Annotated in this window: 13 protein-coding genes and 1 pseudogene; 9 read left to right on the plus strand and 5 right to left on the minus strand. The window is 67.7% G+C overall.

Translation table 11 applies throughout. The features are described from left to right. Positions 1–587: amidohydrolase family protein (locus GTY84_RS07860; protein ID WP_161225419.1), on the plus strand; the 587-nt coding region annotated here is incomplete at its 5' end. Positions 588–763: 176 nt separating this feature from the next. Continuing rightward, positions 764–880, plus strand: a pseudogene (locus GTY84_RS07865) (integrase); the annotation flags it as partial. A gap of 403 nt (positions 881–1,283) precedes the next feature. Here the strand turns inward: GTY84_RS07865 and GTY84_RS07875 are convergent. Both GTY84_RS07875 and GTY84_RS07885 read right to left on the minus strand, forming a co-directional pair. Next, positions 1,284–2,435, minus strand: a complete 1,152-nt coding sequence (locus GTY84_RS07875) for a transposase (RefSeq protein ID WP_161225421.1) — start codon at positions 2,433–2,435, stop codon at positions 1,284–1,286. A gap of 611 nt (positions 2,436–3,046) precedes the next feature. Next, a complete protein-coding gene (locus GTY84_RS07885; protein WP_161225422.1) occupies positions 3,047–4,330 on the minus strand; it encodes an Atu1372/SO_1960 family protein in 1,284 nt (427 codons plus the stop codon). A gap of 122 nt (positions 4,331–4,452) precedes the next feature. Between GTY84_RS07885 and GTY84_RS07890 the strand changes: the two genes are divergently transcribed. From GTY84_RS07890 to hisC, 7 genes are all read left to right on the plus strand, one after another. Continuing rightward, complete coding sequence (locus GTY84_RS07890; RefSeq protein ID WP_161225423.1) at positions 4,453–5,403, plus strand: DUF6282 family protein; 951 nt, start codon at positions 4,453–4,455, stop codon at positions 5,401–5,403. A 402-nt stretch (positions 5,404–5,805) separates the two neighbouring features. Next, positions 5,806–6,642 carry an ABC transporter ATP-binding protein gene (locus tag GTY84_RS07895; RefSeq protein ID WP_161225424.1) on the plus strand — a complete coding sequence of 279 codons (837 nt, stop codon included), beginning with the start codon at positions 5,806–5,808 and terminating at the stop codon, positions 6,640–6,642. Continuing rightward, positions 6,639–7,427, plus strand: a complete 789-nt coding sequence (locus GTY84_RS07900; protein WP_161225425.1) for an ABC transporter permease — start codon at positions 6,639–6,641, stop codon at positions 7,425–7,427. The genes GTY84_RS07895 and GTY84_RS07900 overlap by 4 nt, the downstream gene beginning before the upstream one ends. A gap of 23 nt (positions 7,428–7,450) precedes the next feature. Beyond that, positions 7,451–8,452 (plus strand): ABC transporter substrate-binding protein, encoded by a 1,002-nt coding sequence (locus tag GTY84_RS07905; RefSeq protein ID WP_161225426.1) that lies wholly within the window; start codon positions 7,451–7,453, stop codon positions 8,450–8,452. Positions 8,453–8,552: 100 nt separating this feature from the next. Further along, positions 8,553–9,542, plus strand: a complete 990-nt coding sequence (locus GTY84_RS07910) for an ABC transporter substrate-binding protein (RefSeq protein ID WP_161225427.1) — start codon at positions 8,553–8,555, stop codon at positions 9,540–9,542. Then, a complete protein-coding gene (locus GTY84_RS07915) occupies positions 9,539–10,795 on the plus strand; it encodes an amidase (RefSeq protein ID WP_161225428.1) in 1,257 nt (418 codons plus the stop codon). Before GTY84_RS07910 ends, GTY84_RS07915 begins: the two co-directional genes overlap by 4 nt. Next, complete coding sequence (gene hisC / locus GTY84_RS07920) at positions 10,792–11,850, plus strand: histidinol-phosphate transaminase (protein WP_161225429.1); 1,059 nt, start codon at positions 10,792–10,794, stop codon at positions 11,848–11,850. Before GTY84_RS07915 ends, hisC begins: the two co-directional genes overlap by 4 nt. 1,129 nt (positions 11,851–12,979) lie before the next feature. Here hisC and GTY84_RS07925 read toward each other — a convergent pair. From GTY84_RS07925 to GTY84_RS07935, 3 genes are read right to left on the minus strand one after another with little or no spacing between them, the layout of a single operon-like run. Then, on the minus strand, positions 12,980–14,080 hold the full coding sequence (locus GTY84_RS07925) for an LLM class flavin-dependent oxidoreductase (RefSeq protein WP_265292399.1): 1,101 nt from the start codon (positions 14,078–14,080) through the stop codon (positions 12,980–12,982). A gap of 4 nt (positions 14,081–14,084) precedes the next feature. Beyond that, a complete protein-coding gene (locus tag GTY84_RS07930) occupies positions 14,085–14,960 on the minus strand; it encodes a PhzF family phenazine biosynthesis protein (RefSeq protein ID WP_161225431.1) in 876 nt (291 codons plus the stop codon). A gap of 7 nt (positions 14,961–14,967) precedes the next feature. Next, positions 14,968–15,843, minus strand: a complete 876-nt coding sequence (locus tag GTY84_RS07935; protein ID WP_161225432.1) for a phytanoyl-CoA dioxygenase family protein — start codon at positions 15,841–15,843, stop codon at positions 14,968–14,970. Positions 15,844–15,891 lie beyond the last annotated feature (48 nt).

The raw sequence follows: 15,891 nt of genomic DNA on the forward strand, positions 1-15,891 counted from the left end.
TCGACGTCTTCTGCGAGCGCGGCGCCTTCGACGGCGACCAGGCCCGCGCCGTCCTCACCGCGGGCCGGGCCCGGGGACTGCACCCCCGCGTCCACGCCAACCAGCTCTCGTACGGCCCCGGCGTCCAGCTCGCGGTCGAGCTGGACGCGGCCAGCGCGGACCACTGCACCCACCTCACCGACGCCGACGTCGACGCCCTCGCGCAGGGCCGCACCGTCGCCACCCTGCTGCCCGGCGCCGAGTTCTCCACCCGCGCCCCCTGGCCGGACGCCCGGCGGCTGCTGGACGCGGGGGCCACCGTCGCGCTGTCCACCGACTGCAACCCCGGCTCCTCCTACACCTCCTCCGTCCCCTTCTGCATCGCGCTGGCGGTGCGGGACATGGGGATGACGCCGGACGAGGCGGTCTGGTCGGCCACCGCGGGCGGGGCGGCGGCGCTGCGCCGGGACGACATCGGCCGCCTGGTCCCCGGCGCCCGCGCCGACCTGACGCTGCTCGACGCCCCGAGCCACGTCCACCTGGCCTACCGGCCCGGCGTCCCGCTGATCGCGGGCGTGTGGCGGCGCGGCGTGCGCGTCGTCGGCTGATGGCCATCCCCCAGGTATTGAGTTTCTTCGAGTAGGCCACTGATCGGGTGATGGGCCGTGAAGCGCAACGAGCGAGGCCCCGGGCTGTTGATCGAGGTGTCTGACGTCTCAACCACGTTGCTCGGGAGCCTCGTTGGTCATCCATCCTGCCGCGTGCACTTGTGGGGTGGATCACCAGCCGGGCCTTCGCCGACGCCTGCCGCCAGGCCGGGATCCGCCAGTCCATGAACGCGATCGGCAGCTCGGCGGACAACGCGCTCGCCGAGTCCTTCAATTCGACGTTCAAACGCGAGACGCCTCAGGGCCGAAAGCGCTGGTCCAGCGAACGCAAGGCATGACTCGACGCGTTCCACTGGCTCAACCGCTACAACACCCAACGCCGTCAATGCCGCCTCGGACAACGCAGTCCCATCACCTACGAGACAGCACTCGACACAACATCAACTACCCTGCCCCAAGCCGCATAGCCCGTGCCCAAGACTCCGGGTCAAGGCCCAAGGCCGGGTGGTTGGCGTTTTCGCTGGTCACGCAAGGGGAGTTGAGGTCCATTTTGTGGCGGCACAGAGGCCGGGGCCGAGTCTGTGGATGAGACCGGTCTCGGCCCATCTGGAGAGCTGTCGATACATGGTCTCCATGGTGATGTCGCCGAAGTGAGAAGCGATGTCACGGGGACTCCAGAGATGGGTGGGGTCCTCCTCAAGCAGGCCAAGGATCCGGTGACGGCGGCGGTCGGCGGGGGGCTGTGTTCCGGTCGTCGCGAGACATGGCGGGGAGCTGAGGATGCGGCTCGCGAGGTTCGAGGACGCTGATGTCGACAGTGGTGATGGTGCGGCTGGTGCCGGGCCTGCCAGCTTCATGGCGGTTGCTGCAACGGGACATCGGTGACTTGACCTTGCGGGTGCTGACGCGCTGCCGTCGGGGCGGCAGGAGACAGGCCAGGATCCGGTGCCCGGTCAGCCCGACTCGACCGACATCGGCCGGGTCGGTGATGACGGCGGCGGCCTGGACGACCTGGTCACGGGCGGTCTGGAAGGCGACGGTGAAACAGCAGCGGCCGGGATCGGTGCCAGGCAGCGACTCGGCAGCATCGACCATCATGGTGCGTAGGGCCTGGTAGGGGGTGAGCAGGACCCACATCTCCTGTTCGACGCCGGCCGGGTCGCCCGAGCACAGGACACGCCCGTTCATGATCGTGTGGTGGAGCGCGTAGTACGCAGATTCGTGTTCCCACCGCTGGTGGCAAAGGCCCACCAGCACGGCCGCCGGGTAGCGGCCGACGTCGGTCAAGGAGGTGACCAGCCGGTAGGAGCCGGTGAAGACGGTGCCGTCCGCGCAGGTCACCGTGATGTCCGCGTCGATCACACGTACCTTCTCGGCGGCGATCACCGACGGGTATGAGCCGTCGGCGAGACGTGTGAGAACGGGGGTACGCCGGTTGCTGCGGAGCCGACCCAGGAACCGGGCCCGGGCCGCGGTGACGGAGGCGAGGGAGTCGTTGCCGTCGAAGCCCTTGTCCCACAGGACGAGCATGTCCGGCCGCAGCAGATGCAGCAGACGCGAGGCATAGCTGGTCCCACCCTCGGCGGTGGGCCCGAACACCGCGCCGAGCAAGGCCCGTGTGCCGGTCTCGACCAGCGTCATCAACTCCGGTGTGGGACAGCCGTGATGGGAGGTTCGCCCCCAGCCACGCCCTGTTTCGCCCGGCGTCGGAGACCTTCTGGGAACTGCAGCTGTCGAATGACACAGTCTGATACGGCCCGAACCGCACACCGGGTGTCGTCGGCTGCCCCGCGAGAACCTCGAATAGCGCCCGCACCGGCGTACTGCCCAGTCGTCGGCGCGGATCACGCAGGGCCTTCGGCGTCGGGGAGGCCACTGGTACTTCGGCCAGCCCGGCTGTCAGCCTGTCCCGGACCAGCCGGTAGCCAACTTCGGGGAACAGACACATCGCGAGCAGGAAGCAGATCCCGACCCGCGACGGGAGATCACGCAGTCGTCTCTGCGTCGAGCGGCTCTCCGCCAGGACCGCGTCGACCAGCTCGAACGGCACGACGGCGGTCAGCTCGCCCAGATGCCCGGGCGCGAACCGGCCCGTGGCCACTGTGACCCTACGGGTGATGGCCGTCACCGGGGCCGGCAGGACATGATGAAACGGCAACGGAGCTCCTCAAGTACAAGCTGTCCTGGACGACTGCTTGTACCAACGAGCTCCGTCGCTCTGCGTCGGAAGTCCTTCAACTGGCTTGCGTGACCTGCGAAACGTTAACTACCCGGCCTTGGGGCAAGGCCCGCCCGGGCCAGCGGCCGACTCGTCAAACCCGCCGCCACCCTGTGCTGCCACAAGCGACTGCCCGCCTCACCACGTAGGACACGGACCTATTAGGTGAGGCAGAGCAATCCCGAGCTTGCATGAGTGCGGTCATTGAAACTACCGGCGGACCCGCGAGCGGGGTCCGCGCCTATTGGCCCGCCTCACGCGTAGTCGCAGTCAGATGGATCTCCACGGGAATGCCGAATGGCAGCGACGCGACGCCGATCGCGGTCCGGCTGTGCGCCCCCCGGTCAGGCCCCAGGACACCGACCAAGGCGGCCGAAGCTCCATCGGCGACCGCAGGATGCTCAGTGAAGTCCGGCGTCGAGCGCACGAAGACCTGTACGTGCAATACCTGTTCCACGAGTTCGAGAGAGCCGAGTTCCTCATGCAGGCTGGCCAGCACCAGGAGCATCGTTGACTCGGCAGCGGCACGCCCCTGCTCCACGCTTAGGTCAAGGCCCAGGGTACCTACGGTCGCGACTCCTGGCCCATCCACCGGCCCGTGACCAGAGGTGGCCAGCAGTTTCCCCGAGCGAGTGATCTCCTGGTACCGGCCCGCAGGACGGGCAGGAGGCGGCAGGGTCCAGCTCCTGGTCGAGTCGGCGAAGGTGATTGACTCGGGGTGTACGGGCCCCTCTTCGATGGGCCGCCAACCGAGCTCGTGGGAGAGCTTCCCGGCGAACTCGCGGACGGTCCGGGCCTGCTTGGCCACCTGCGCCGGACTCATCTGGTCGGTCACGAACGTGATGCCTAGGGCGGCGACGGGCTGAGTCTCATCATCGTAAACGGCTGCCGCGATGCAAGTGATTCCGGCGGTGGTCAGACCCGACTCGAGCGCGTAGCCCAGCTCCCGGACCCGTCCCAGATCCTCGATGAGCTCACTGGCCGTCTGGGGTCCCAATGCCGTGCGGCGCGGGAAGGGGTAGTGATGGTAGAGGTCGTGTAGCTCCTCATCACTCAGTGTTGCCAGCAGGGCTCTGCCCACAGCAGTCAGGTGAGCCGGCAGGCGGATGCCGGTCTCAGTGACGAGCTGGGTCATCGCGCTCCCGTTACGTTGCTGCTGTTTGTCGATGTACAACACCTCGGTCCCGTCACGAACTGCCAGGTGAGAGGTAGCAGAGGTCGCCTGGCACACTTCGATCAGGATTCCGCGGCCGATCTCTTCCAGCGGGCTACCCCGGTGATACGCGGCACCGAGCTCGAACAACGCCACTCCTAGCGCCCATGTGCGCCTGACCGGGTCGTAGCGCACGAAGTTGCGGGTCGCCAGATAGTTGAGTAGCTGATGAGTGCTGCTCTTCGGAGCGTTGCAAGCTGCGGCGATCTCCAAGGCTGTCAGCGGTGTATCCGCGTTGCCCAGGAGAGTCAACAGGTCGACAATCCGCTCGGCTGTACGCGACGTCACCGGCGCTGCGCTCTTCTGGGACACACCACTCCTTAGGTTTGCGGGGACCATTGACCCACTTAGCCCGCCGTGTCTAGGATGACGGAATCCAGTCTAGCATCCGAGACAGGCGCCTGAGACTGGCGTCTGAGACAGGGGTAATCCATATGGCACGCAAGCTGACAGGTTTCGGAGGCCCGCTCATCGACGTGCACGGTGCGATCGACATGCACGTCCATTCGCACCCCGACATCTTCCCCCGGCTCGGCGACGACATCGATCTGGTGACCGCGGCACGCGACGCTGGACTTCGGGCGATGGTGCTCAAGTCCCATCATGAGAACACCGTCAGTCGCTCCTACTTCGCCAACGGGGCCGTCTCCGGGATCGAGGTCTTCGGGGGCATCGTGCTGAACTCGTATGTCGGGTTCGCGAATCCCGCCGCTGTCGAGGTGGCACTCAAGCTGGGCGGGAAATTTGTCTGGATGCCGACTGTGGACGCCGCCTACCACGCTGAGGTCCACGGCGGTACCGGCACGCTGGTCGGACTCAGCGGCGGCCGAGTCGGCGGGCCCACCTATACCGTGCTCGACGAACGCGGCGCCCTCAAGCCGGAGGTCATCGAGATCATCGGCCTGATCGCCGAACACAACGGCGTTCTGGCCACCGCACACCTCTCCCCCGCTGAGATCAAGCCATTGCTGATCCGCGCCAAGGCCGACGGCGTGGCCAACGTGGTCATTACCCACCCCTTCTACAAGGCGCCCGGCCTCTCCATGGACGAGCTCAAGGAACTGGTGCAGCTCGGTGGCATCGCCGAACTCGGCTACTGCGACTACTCGGCGATGTGGCATGTCGGCCTCGTTGAGGAGGTCGTCGAAGCGGTCAAGGTGCTGGGTGCTGAGAACTGCGTGCTGGTCTCCGACTGCGGCCAGCGGCACAACCCCCTGCCGAGTGAGGCTCTGCGCGTCTACGCCCAGACGGTCTTCGAGAAGGGCGTGTCCGAGAAGGATGTCTACACGATGATCCGAGATGTGCCGGCCCGGATCCTCGGACTTGACAACGGCGCTCGGGCACCGCGCCCAGAGGTCCCCTACTGGGGCCACGACGAGGACTGACCCCCCTCCCATCCGGCCAGTTGGCTGTCCGGCCGGGTCCGACGAGTGGACAGCCACGCTCAGCCATCGGCATTCAGATGCGCCCGTGCGATCAGCTCAGTGGTGATCGGCCACACCTCGGTGTCGGCCATCACCACTGACCGCACCTCTTCGTCCGCAACTGCAACGGTGCTCCTCGTGGCCGACGGCCCAATCGTGCAGCAGTTCGCCTTAGGCGACATGGCTGTGGCTACCCCGGGTCCGTGCTGTGCATCGAGCCGGCCTAGCTCCGTACGTCCGCAGCGCGCTGGTGTAGCGAATTCCAGAAGTCAACTTGTGTAGACATGAGTCTGATATTTCACACACCCTTCGGGAGGGGAAGTCATGGATTCGGTATCCGGAGTTGGTGGCACCAACGACGGCATGAACAGTCAGCATGTCAAGGCCACAGATGACATCGTTGCTCTGTCGGAGGTGTCGAAGACCTACAGGACGGCGACCGGCACCACTCACGCCCTGTCGCCGACGACGCTGAACATCCGCCGCGGCGAGTTCTTGTCCGTCGTGGGCCCCTCGGGATGCGGAAAGTCCACCTTGCTGACGATGATCTCCGGTCTGGCGCTACCGAGCTCCGGCGAGGTCCGTATCGACGGCCAGCTCATCGACAAGCCCTACGATCGGTGCGGGATCGCATTCCAGACCTCCGTGCTTCTGGAGTGGCGCTCGGTCCTGGACAATGTGCTGCTCCAGTTCGAGATGCGTGGCATCGACCCAGCACCGCACCGGGCCAAGGCGATGGCCTTGCTGGACTCTCTCGGCCTGGAAGGCTCGGCACGGCTCTACCCGCGCGAGCTCTCGGGTGGGATGAAGCAGAGGGTCAGCATCGCCCGCGCCCTGATCCATGATCCTCAGCTTCTGCTGATGGACGAGCCGTTCTCAGCGGTGGATGCTCTTACCCGCGACCAGCTCTCGATGGATCTGCAACAGGTGTGCATGGAGCGGGGCCGCGACTTGACGGTGTTGTTCATCACCCACCACATCCAAGAGGCGGTCTTTCTGGGCGACAGGGTGCTTGTGATGACCCCCCGACCAGGCAGGATCGCCGAGATCATCGACATCGACATCCCCCGGCCGCGTCGCCTCGAAGACATCGGACGCGAGAAGCAGGCTCAATACGCCGCGCACATCCGCGAGACCTTCACCCGGGTCGGGGTTTTCCGTCAGTCCAAGACCGAGCAGTGTGAAGGGGAAGCGGCATGACCCAGGAAGCCCGCCTGCGCAGACGCGCCAAGATTGTCAACGTCCTCTCGACTGCGGGCTATCCCACCGCGCTCTGTCTCGTTCTCCTGGTGCTGTGGCAGATCCTGGTGCCCGCCTTCAATGTCAAACAGGCGATTCTGCCGGTTCCCAGCGATATAGTCTCGGCGGGTTGGGAGAACTGGTCCCTGATCCTCGAGCACACCTGGCCGACTCTGATCGAGACCGTCGTCGGCTTCGTGATCGCAGCCGTGCTTGGCATCGTTGTCGCGGTCGCCATCACATCGGTGCCAGCCATTCATAAGACCATCTACCCGCTGCTGGTCGGCTCCCTGGTGGTACCGAAGATCGCCGTGGCTCCGTTGTTCGTGATCTGGTTCGGCTTCGGCTACACCTCGAAGATCATCATGGTGGTGCTGATCGCGTTCTTCCCGGTTGTGGTGGACATGGCTCTCGGCTTGACCTCCATTCCGTTGGAACTGCGGATGCTGAACCGCTCGATGGGAGCCAGCCGCTGGCGGGCGTTTTGGAAGATCTCGTTCCCGTTCGCTCTCCCGAATCTCTTTGTCGGCCTGAAGCTCGCGATGGCGCTGGCCATCATCGGCGCGATAGTCGCCGAATTCGTCCAGTCCTCCCAGGGCCTCGGATACCTGCTCCTGCAGGCCAACAGCACCCTGCAGACCTCGTTGTTCTTCGCCACCATCGTTGCGCTCACTGTACTGGGCGTCGTGCTCTACATGGCGATCGAGGTCCTTGAGGCGATCACCCTGCGTACCCACAAGCGCTGAGTCGCACCAGAAAGGCACATAAAATGGACCTCATCGGGGCCACCCGGAGACCGGTACGACGCGGTACGACGCTGCTCAGCGCCCTCCTCGCCGCAACGTTGGTGCTCGCCCTCACCGCGTGTGGCAGCGGCAACGACTCAGGCACCACTAAGATCAACTTCCAGACCAGCTTCCTGTACAACGCCTGGGACGCCCCGTTCTTCCTGGCGCAGGACAAGGGCTACTACCGCGACGAAGGCCTGGACGTGACGATCCGCGAGGGCCAGGGCTCCGGCGCGGCCATCCAGTCCCTTCTCGGCGGCGCCAACCAGATCGTCGAGGCTGAGCGCGCGGCCATGTCGATTCAGGCAACCGAGGCGGGCGAACTGGTCTCCGTGGCCGGCCTCAAGGCCTCCAACGGATTGGCGATCATCTCCAACAAGGACCGGGGCATCACGACTCCGGCGGACTTGCGCGGCAAGACGATCGGCATCACCTTGGGCAGCAGCGAATCGGGCATCCTGCCCGCCTTCCTGAAGAAGAACGGTATCTCTCCCGACGACGTCAAGATAGAGAACCTCGCCGTCAGCCAGAAGGCTCAGTTCCTTGCCTCGGGCAAGGTCGACGCGATCAGCTTCGTGAACTACTCCGCAGTGAGCATTGCGCCGCTCGACCAGCTGAACATGATCACCTTCACCGACCACGGCCTGAACCTGCTGGGCACCGGCCTGATCACTACGACCGAGTTCACCAAGAAGAACCCCGACGCCATCAAGGCATTCAACCGAGCCACGATGAAGGCGTTCAACGAGATGGTCGCCGACCCGGCACCGGCCATCGACGCCCTGCTCAAGCGCAGCAAGGTGCTTAAGCGCGACGCAGCCATGACTCAGTGGAAGTTGTACATCGAAGGCGAGTCGACGCCCTATACCGGCTCCCAGGACATGGATCAGTGGACCACGATGCTGACCAGCCTCAAGGACGCTGGAGTGATCAAGGCGCCGAAGCCGGCTGAGCAGTACTTCACCAACGACTTCGTCTCCTAGTCCACGGCCCGCTGGTGTATCCGCCCGGTCGCACCGGCGGGCCGGGCTTCTGAATTCCGCCAGGCCTATCACAATTCAGTCCGTTCCCCAGGAGGAACCCGTGTCTGCCCTGCCCTTGTCGTTCGCCTGCGGCTCCTATGACCGCACTCGCGCCTTGCGCGACGGCCGAGTGCCGGTGCGTGGAATCGACCTGAACTCGATGGAGCTCGGCCCGGTCGAATTGTTCTGGCGGCAATTGCGCCATCTGGAATTCGAAGTGGCCGAGATGTCGCTTTCGGCGCACATCATGGCCACCGCGAACGGCACCTCGCCGTTCGTCGGGCTGCCCGTCTTCCCCTCACGCGTCTTCCGCCGCGCCTACGTCTTCCTGCATGCCGGCGCCGGGATCACCCGACCGGAGGACCTCGTCGGCAAGACCATCGGCGTGCCGGAATATCACATGACCGCGGCTCTGTTCATCCGCGGCTTCCTCAGTGACGACCACGGTGTACGTGCGGATCAGGTCCAGTGGGTGCAGGGTGGCCAAGAGGTTCCCGGACGGCTCGAACGCATCGAGTTGGACCTGCCGGAATCGATCTCACTGCGGCACGAGCCTGACCGCAGTCTCGACGAGATGCTCGTCGACGGCTCCATTGACGCCTTGATCACCGCATCTCCCCCGCCGAGTTGGCTGGCAGGGAGCCCCGCCGTGACCAGGCTCTTCGCGAACCCGCGGGCCGCCGAGGTCGAGGCGTACCATCGCACCGGAATCTTCCCGATCATGCATATGGTCACCGTCCGCAGAGACGTGGTTGAGCGAGCCCCCTGGGTACCGGGCAACCTGGTCACCGCCTTCGCGCAGGCCCGCGACCTCGCCTACCAGGAAAGCCGCGATCACGGCGCATCCTCGAACATCCTGCCCTTCTACCAGATTGAACATGAGCAGACGGTTCGCGAGTTCAGCGAGGACTACTGGCCGTACGGCATCGAGGCAAACCGGGCGACCCTGGAGGCGGCCGTACGCTACTCGTACGAGCAAGGCCTCTCCAAGCGGATCTGCGACATCGAAGAACTGTTCAGCCCGGCGCTGGTCGAGGAGCACCGGGTATGACCGCGAGCAACAGCTGGGTCCACAGCGACCCCCAGGCGAACGCACTACGCACGTTGGGGGCCGTGGAGCAGTGCGAAGACCGGGTCAGTGCGTGGACGCACCTGGACCGTTCCGGGTTCCGTACACAGGCCGATCGCCTTGCACCGGCCGGGCAAGGGCTGCTGCACGGCCTTCCTCTGGGCGTCAAGGACACCATCGACGTCGCCGGTATGCCCGCTGAGCGAGGGTCCGCCGCCTTCGCCGGTCGGTGCCCGGAACACGACGCGGAGGTTGTACGCCGGGCGCGGGCCGCAGGCGCCCTGATCACCGGAAAGACCGTCACCACCGAGCTCGCTGTCACGTTCCCCGGCCCGACCACCAATCCGCACGACCCCGCCCGGACGCCCGGCGGATCTTCCAGTGGTTCTGCTGCGGCCATCGCGGCCGGCATGATTCCACTCGCGTTCGGCACCCAGACAATCGCCTCGACTCTTCGTCCGGCGTCGTTCTGCGGCGTCGTCGGATTCAAGCCGACTCACGGCCGAGTCCCGCTCGACGGAATCCTGGCGATGAGCCCAGAAGTGGACACCATCGGGCTGCTGGGTGCGGATGTTGCCTTGGTGTCCGCACTCTTCAACGCAGTAGCCGACTCGGTGCAGGGTGTATCACCGACGCCACGACACCCGATATCGGTCGCCGTGCTGCGGACCCCCTGGTGGCACCATGCGGAGCCCGGCTCCAGGACCGCCGTCGACGACACCCGGGACGCGCTGGCCGAGTCCGGCGCCCGTGTGCGGCACATCGACCTGGACGCCGAGTTGCTCGCCGCCATTCCCGCCCATTGGGACGTGGTGCGCAGCGGCATCGCCCGGCGTATGGGCGTGGTCGCACGAACACAGCCAGAGCTGCTGAGTCCGGAGTTGCGCCAGATCATCGGCCTCGGTGCCAAGGTCGACCAGCAAGCGCTCGAAGGCGCACGACGGATACTGAGAGATCTCGCCGCCACGGTCGCCGACCGGCTCAAGGAGTACGACGTGGTGGTCACGCCCTGCGTCGTCGGTGAGGCCCCCCGTGGGCTGTCCTCGACAGGCGATCCGCTCTTCTGCCAGCCCTGGTCCGCCTTCGGGTTCCCGGCGATTTCCCTCCCCCTGGCTGTCGGAAGCGCGGGACTACCAATCGGCGTACAGTTCGTGGCCGCTCCTGGCCGGGACGAACAGCTACTCGCCTTCGCACAAGCATGGATGGAACGTGATCCGAGGAAGGCACACCGATGACGCTAGCTCCGCGCCCCTGGATCTTCGACGTGCCAGCGTACGTACCCGGCCGCCCCGCGAGGGACGAGGAAGGCTCGCTGGCCTCCAACGAATCGCCCCTCGGTGCCTCGCCCGACGTGGGGACGTCGATCGCCCGGGCGATCCCTCGGATCCACCGCTATCCCGATCCGCTGGCAAGTGAACTCAGGTCGGCACTGGCCGACTACCACGGTGTCAACCCCGAGCAGATCCTGGTCGGCAACGGCTCGGACGAACTGATCGTACTCGTCGCTACGGCGTACCTTGCTCAGGGCGGGCACGTGGTAACCGCAGATCCTGCTTACCGGATCGACGAGATCAGCACCAGACTGGTTGCCGGCCGGGTGACCGGGGTGCCGCTGGCCGACGGGGTGCACGACCTCAACGCGATGGCCGAGGTGGAGGCCGACATCGCCTATGTGGTCAACCCGCATAACCCAACCGGAACCGCACACCAACGACAGGAGATCGAGAGGTTTCTGCGAACGGCACGCGCTGCGTTCACCATCGTTGACGAGGCCTACATCGACTTCTGCGACGATCCCGAGAACGCCTCGGCGGTAGGTCTGCTGGATCTCGGCAGCTTCGCCGTGCTGCGTACCTTCTCCAAGGTGTACGGCCTGGCCAGTCTGCGGATCGGATATCTGATCGCGCCGACCGAGGTGATCTCGATCCTGCGTCGAGTACGCACACCGTTCTCGGTCAACAGCCTGGCGCAGGCGGGTGCTCTGGCCGCGTTGCGGGACAGGGAGCACTTCGCCCGGGTACGGGAGCACACGATCAAGGCGCGTCTGGAGGTCATCGACGAACTCCGAGTCATCGGTCTGAGGCCCTACCCCTCGCAGGCGAACTTCGTCTTGGTACCGGTTCCGGACGAGAGCGGCGCAGCAGCCCACCTAGGCAACTACGGGGTCCAGGTCAGACCCGGCACCGCATTGGGCATTCCCGGCCACCTCCGGATATCGGTCCCGCCACCACAGGGAATGGACCGCCTCCGTGCGGCTATTAGGACTTTGTCGGTTGGGGAGCTTGGGTGAGACCCGCGACATCTGGTCCCCGATCGACGGCAAGGCCATCGCTGTGAATCAGACGGGCCGGACGACGCCCCTGCCGTGACTGCGGCGGCCGCCGCGCACGCGGAAGACCACCACCGCGGTCAGGCGTCAGAATCACCGCACGGCGTCAGGGGACGCTCCGGGCCGGGACGCCGCCCTGACCCCGGCGCAGCGGGCCGCCGCCGTCCAGGCCCACCAGCAGGCCCCGATGCCCGAGGAGTACCTGGGGCCGGACGACCGATCCAGCGACGTGGCTACGCACACCGGAGAACCCGGAACGGCTCGCCGCGTTCGCCGGCAACGCCAACGCCCACCGCCACGCTATCGAGAAGGGAGAGATCCCCCTGCCCAGCCGCCGATCCGGCCGGGCAGGACGCGTGGCGCTACTAGTGTCCTGAGTCAGGGATATTCGAGTAGTTCTCGCGAGCTGCCCGGCGTGCCGGAGGCCGGATGTCAGCAGGCCGGGCCGGACCTGCCGGCCGCACGGCATCCGGCTGATGGCCGCGATCTGACGAAGAATCTCTGACTCGGGTCACTAGCGGAGTGCCCGGTCAGCGGGACCCTGCGGTCGGCGCACGGGGACACGGTGGACGAGGTCCCGGTGCAGGCAGCGGGACGGACCGCCCACGGCGCGGGAAGCGCCCCGGGCCGCGGCGACCCGCGCTGGGGATCCAGCGGTTCCGACGCGAAGTCCGGGAAGATCGAGGGCGGGTGTCCGGCGCGGAGCACCGGCACGGCCGCCCGGCGGCGAACGGCTCGCCCGTCCGGGCCACTTGCGCGGGGGCGGCCGGGGCGGTCCTCCCTCGCGGCGGGCCGGTGACCGGCGCCACCGCACGCGCTCGGCACGACGGGAGCCCGGGCGGCACGACGGGAACCCGGACGCAACGGCGGGAGCCCGGGACGGAAGGCCGGTCCTCGTCCGCCCGCCCGGGAAGGCCGTCCGCCTCCCCGGGCGGCGGGGACCGACGGCCTGCCGGAGGGCGGGACGGCGGAGGGCGGGACGGCGGGACGGCGGGACGGGTGCGGAGGCAGACGAGAGGCGGTCCGGGCGCCCCGGACCGCCCCTCGTCGGCGGCGTCCCACTGCGGTCAGGCGTCACCGGCCGGAGCCGTCACGCCGACCGCCCGGCGCGCTCGTGCCGGCGCAGCAGCGGCAGCACCCGGGTGTAGAAGGTCCGCATCTCCTCCCGCGTCGGCCAGCCGGAGAAGATGAACTCGCTGATCCCGGCCGCCTTGTACTCGTGGAGATAGGCCGCGACCTCCTCGTAGCTCCCGACCACGCAGAGGGCCGGTCCCCCGCGGTACGCCACGGCCCCGGAGTACAGCATGGGCGAGAGCCAGTCGGATTCCGCGGACTCGGCCAGCCGGAAGGAGGTGTTCACCGCCACGGAATCGGAGGAGGCGACGGCAGCCGCGATCATCTTCCGGTGCTCTTCGTCGGGGTCGCCCATCAGGTCGGCGAGGGCCTCCAGCGCCTCCGCGCGGCTCTCCCTCGCCAGCACGTGCATCCGGGTTCCCACCCGGCGGCCCTGCGTCAGGACGGACTTCGCCGCCGCGGCCATTCCCTCGGGGGTGTCGCCGTACCGCAGCCAGCAGTCGCCGTGCAGCACGGCGGTCTGCTGCGCCACCTCGGACGCCCCGCTGATGTAGATCTCGGGACGGCCCCCGCCCTGGTACCCCAGGCCGATCCGCGCGTCCTCGATGCGGTAGTGCTCGCCCTTGTACGACAGCGGGCTCTCGCCGCGCCAGAAAGCGTGGAGGATGTCCAGGAACTCGTTGGAGCGCGCGTAGCGCTCGTCGTGCGCGAGGAAGTCGCCGTAGTACGCCTGCTCGGCCGGGGAGGTGCCGGCGACCAGGTTCAGCGAGATCCGCCCGTCCGACATCCACGAGACCGTGTTGATCACCTGGGCGAAGAGCGTCGGTGAGATCAGTCCGGGACGGTAGGCGAGGAGGAACTTGACGCGTTTGGTCTCGCGGACGAGGGCACCGAGCACCGGGAGCGGATCGGGCATGTGGGAGCCGATCCCCATGAGGAGCGAGTCGACCCCCAACTCGTCGGCCTCCTGGGCGAACTCGACGATGGCGTCGAAGTCGAGCCGCCCCGTCCCGTACTTCCCCGTCGCCTTCTGCTGTCCGCTGAGCGGCGAGTTCCAGTGCACTCTCAGTTCGTCCGCGTCCGACCGCGGGTGGCTCGACAAGCTGCTGGCGACCACGTTCTCACCTTCCGTTGCTCGACATCTGATGGTGCTGCTCCGCATGGACCCGTGCGGTGCCGCCGACTTCGACTCGCAGGTCCGGGCCCGCCGTGGCGGTGACGGTGGCGGGGCTGCCGAGGGCGTCGCCCATGTCGACGGCGATCCGGTGGATGCCCCGGCCCGCGAGGGACGCGGCCAGACAGGCGGTGCCGTTGGCGTTGGCGATGTCCTCCGGAACGCCGATCGACGGGGCGAACATCCGTGCCGCGAGCCTGCCCTCGGGCGTGGGCTCCGAGTGGACGTAGGCGCCGAGCAGGCCGAACCGGTCGCAGACCGCCCGGAGCCGGTCGAGGTCCGGGCGCAGCGCGGTGAGCGCGGCCCGTGTGCGGACCGGCACCAGCACGCGTTCGCGGCCCAGGCCGGCGATCCGGACGTCCGGCCCGGTCTCGTGCGGTGCGAGACCGAGGGCCGGAAGGACGAGGGCGCGTTCCGCCGCGGTGGGCTCGCGCAGGCCGACCGGTCCGGGGTCGAAGGCGGCGGTGATCAGATCGCCGTCCCGTTCGGCCCGTCCGGCGAAGACGCGTCCCCCGGCCCGCAGGGTCGCCCGGCGGGGCCCGGTACCGTCGTACCGGGCCATGAGCAGGGCGAGGGCGGCGACCGTGCCGTGCCCGCACGCGGACAGCTCCCCCTCCGCGGTGAAGAACCGCAGTTCGGTCGTGTCGCCGGTGCGGCGTACGAGGACGGCGTGCGAGGTGCCCCGTGCGGCGGCGGTCCGGCGCCCCGCGTCCGCGTCCGGCGGCGGTCCGGCCGTGCCGTCCTCCAGCACGACGGCCGTGGGACTGCCGCCCGCGCCGTCCCGCAGGCAGGCGCGGACGACCGTCGCGTCCGGCAGGCTCACGGAGCCGTCACTTCGCGTCCTCCAGCGTGGCGTACCCGGTGGCCGCCGGGCCGTCCCCGGCGCCTTCCTGGAGCTGGAAGAGGGAGCCGAAGGGGCGCTCCGCGAGCGGGAGTCGCCAGGTCCCGCCCTCCACGCGTGCCGTGTCCGACACGGAGCCGCGCAGCAGCCTCACCCCGGCCTCGTTGTGGCCGGCGTGCGCGCCGAAGTGGATCGGGTAGGCGTCGGCCGCCCGGTAGGCCGGCAGGAAGGCGCGGCGGAACCGGTCGGAACGGTTCGGGGAGGAGTAGTGCAGGAGCAGCGGGTGGATGAAGACCACGCTGCCCGCGGGCGCCTCGATGGCCACGGCGTGCGAGGGGTCGGGGGCGTCCGCGCCCACCACCTTGCCGCGGAAGAAGCCGTCGACGTAGTGGTCGGCGAGGCCGCGCAGATGGGAGCCGGGGATGGCCTGGAGGGCGGAGTTCTCGGTGGTGGTGTCGTCCAGGTAGAGCAGGGCGGTCACCAGGTCGGTGTTGGTGTGGGGGTAGTAGGCGAAGTCCTGGTGCCATTCCACGACGCTTCCCACCTGCGGGGCCTTGAGATGGAGCTTGCTGTAGTGGAACAGGATGTCGGGGCCGATGAGTGCCTCGACGTGGTCGAGCAGCCCGGGGTGGGCGGCGGCCCGCTCGAAGGCGGCGTGCTGCTTGGTGGGCGCCCAGATCCGGCGGGCCATGCTGTTGTCGCCCGGCTCCACCTCGGCGACGGAGCCGATGTCCGGGACCGCCAGGACCTCGGTGATGGCGGTGTTCAGCTCGGCGACCTCGTCCTGGTCGAAGAGCCGCTCGGCGACCGCGAAGCCGTTCTCGCGGTACTCCTTGACGAGCGCGGCTGTGTCGGGGGCGGACATTCGCGGTTTCCTCTCTGCTGGGCGTCGGGGATGCGCCGGGGGTGCGGT

The organism is Streptomyces sp. SID8352 (assembly GCF_009862265.1).
Lineage (GTDB): Bacteria > Actinomycetota > Actinomycetes > Streptomycetales > Streptomycetaceae > Streptomyces.

Excerpts from the sequence above, each read along its gene's own strand:
- GTY84_RS07890 (WP_161225423.1), top strand. The coding sequence starts at position 4,453 with ATGGCACGCAAGCTGACAGGTTTCGGAGGCCCGCTCATCGACGTGCAC.
- GTY84_RS07895 (WP_161225424.1), top strand. The coding sequence starts at position 5,806 with ATGAACAGTCAGCATGTCAAGGCCACAGATGACATCGTTGCTCTGTCG.
- GTY84_RS07900 (WP_161225425.1), top strand. The coding sequence starts at position 6,639 with ATGACCCAGGAAGCCCGCCTGCGCAGACGCGCCAAGATTGTCAACGTC.
- GTY84_RS07905 (WP_161225426.1), top strand. The coding sequence starts at position 7,451 with ATGGACCTCATCGGGGCCACCCGGAGACCGGTACGACGCGGTACGACG.
- GTY84_RS07915 (WP_161225428.1), top strand. The coding sequence starts at position 9,539 with ATGACCGCGAGCAACAGCTGGGTCCACAGCGACCCCCAGGCGAACGCA.
- hisC (WP_161225429.1), top strand. The coding sequence starts at position 10,792 with ATGACGCTAGCTCCGCGCCCCTGGATCTTCGACGTGCCAGCGTACGTA.
- GTY84_RS07935 (WP_161225432.1), bottom strand. The coding sequence starts at position 15,843 with ATGTCCGCCCCCGACACAGCCGCGCTCGTCAAGGAGTACCGCGAGAAC.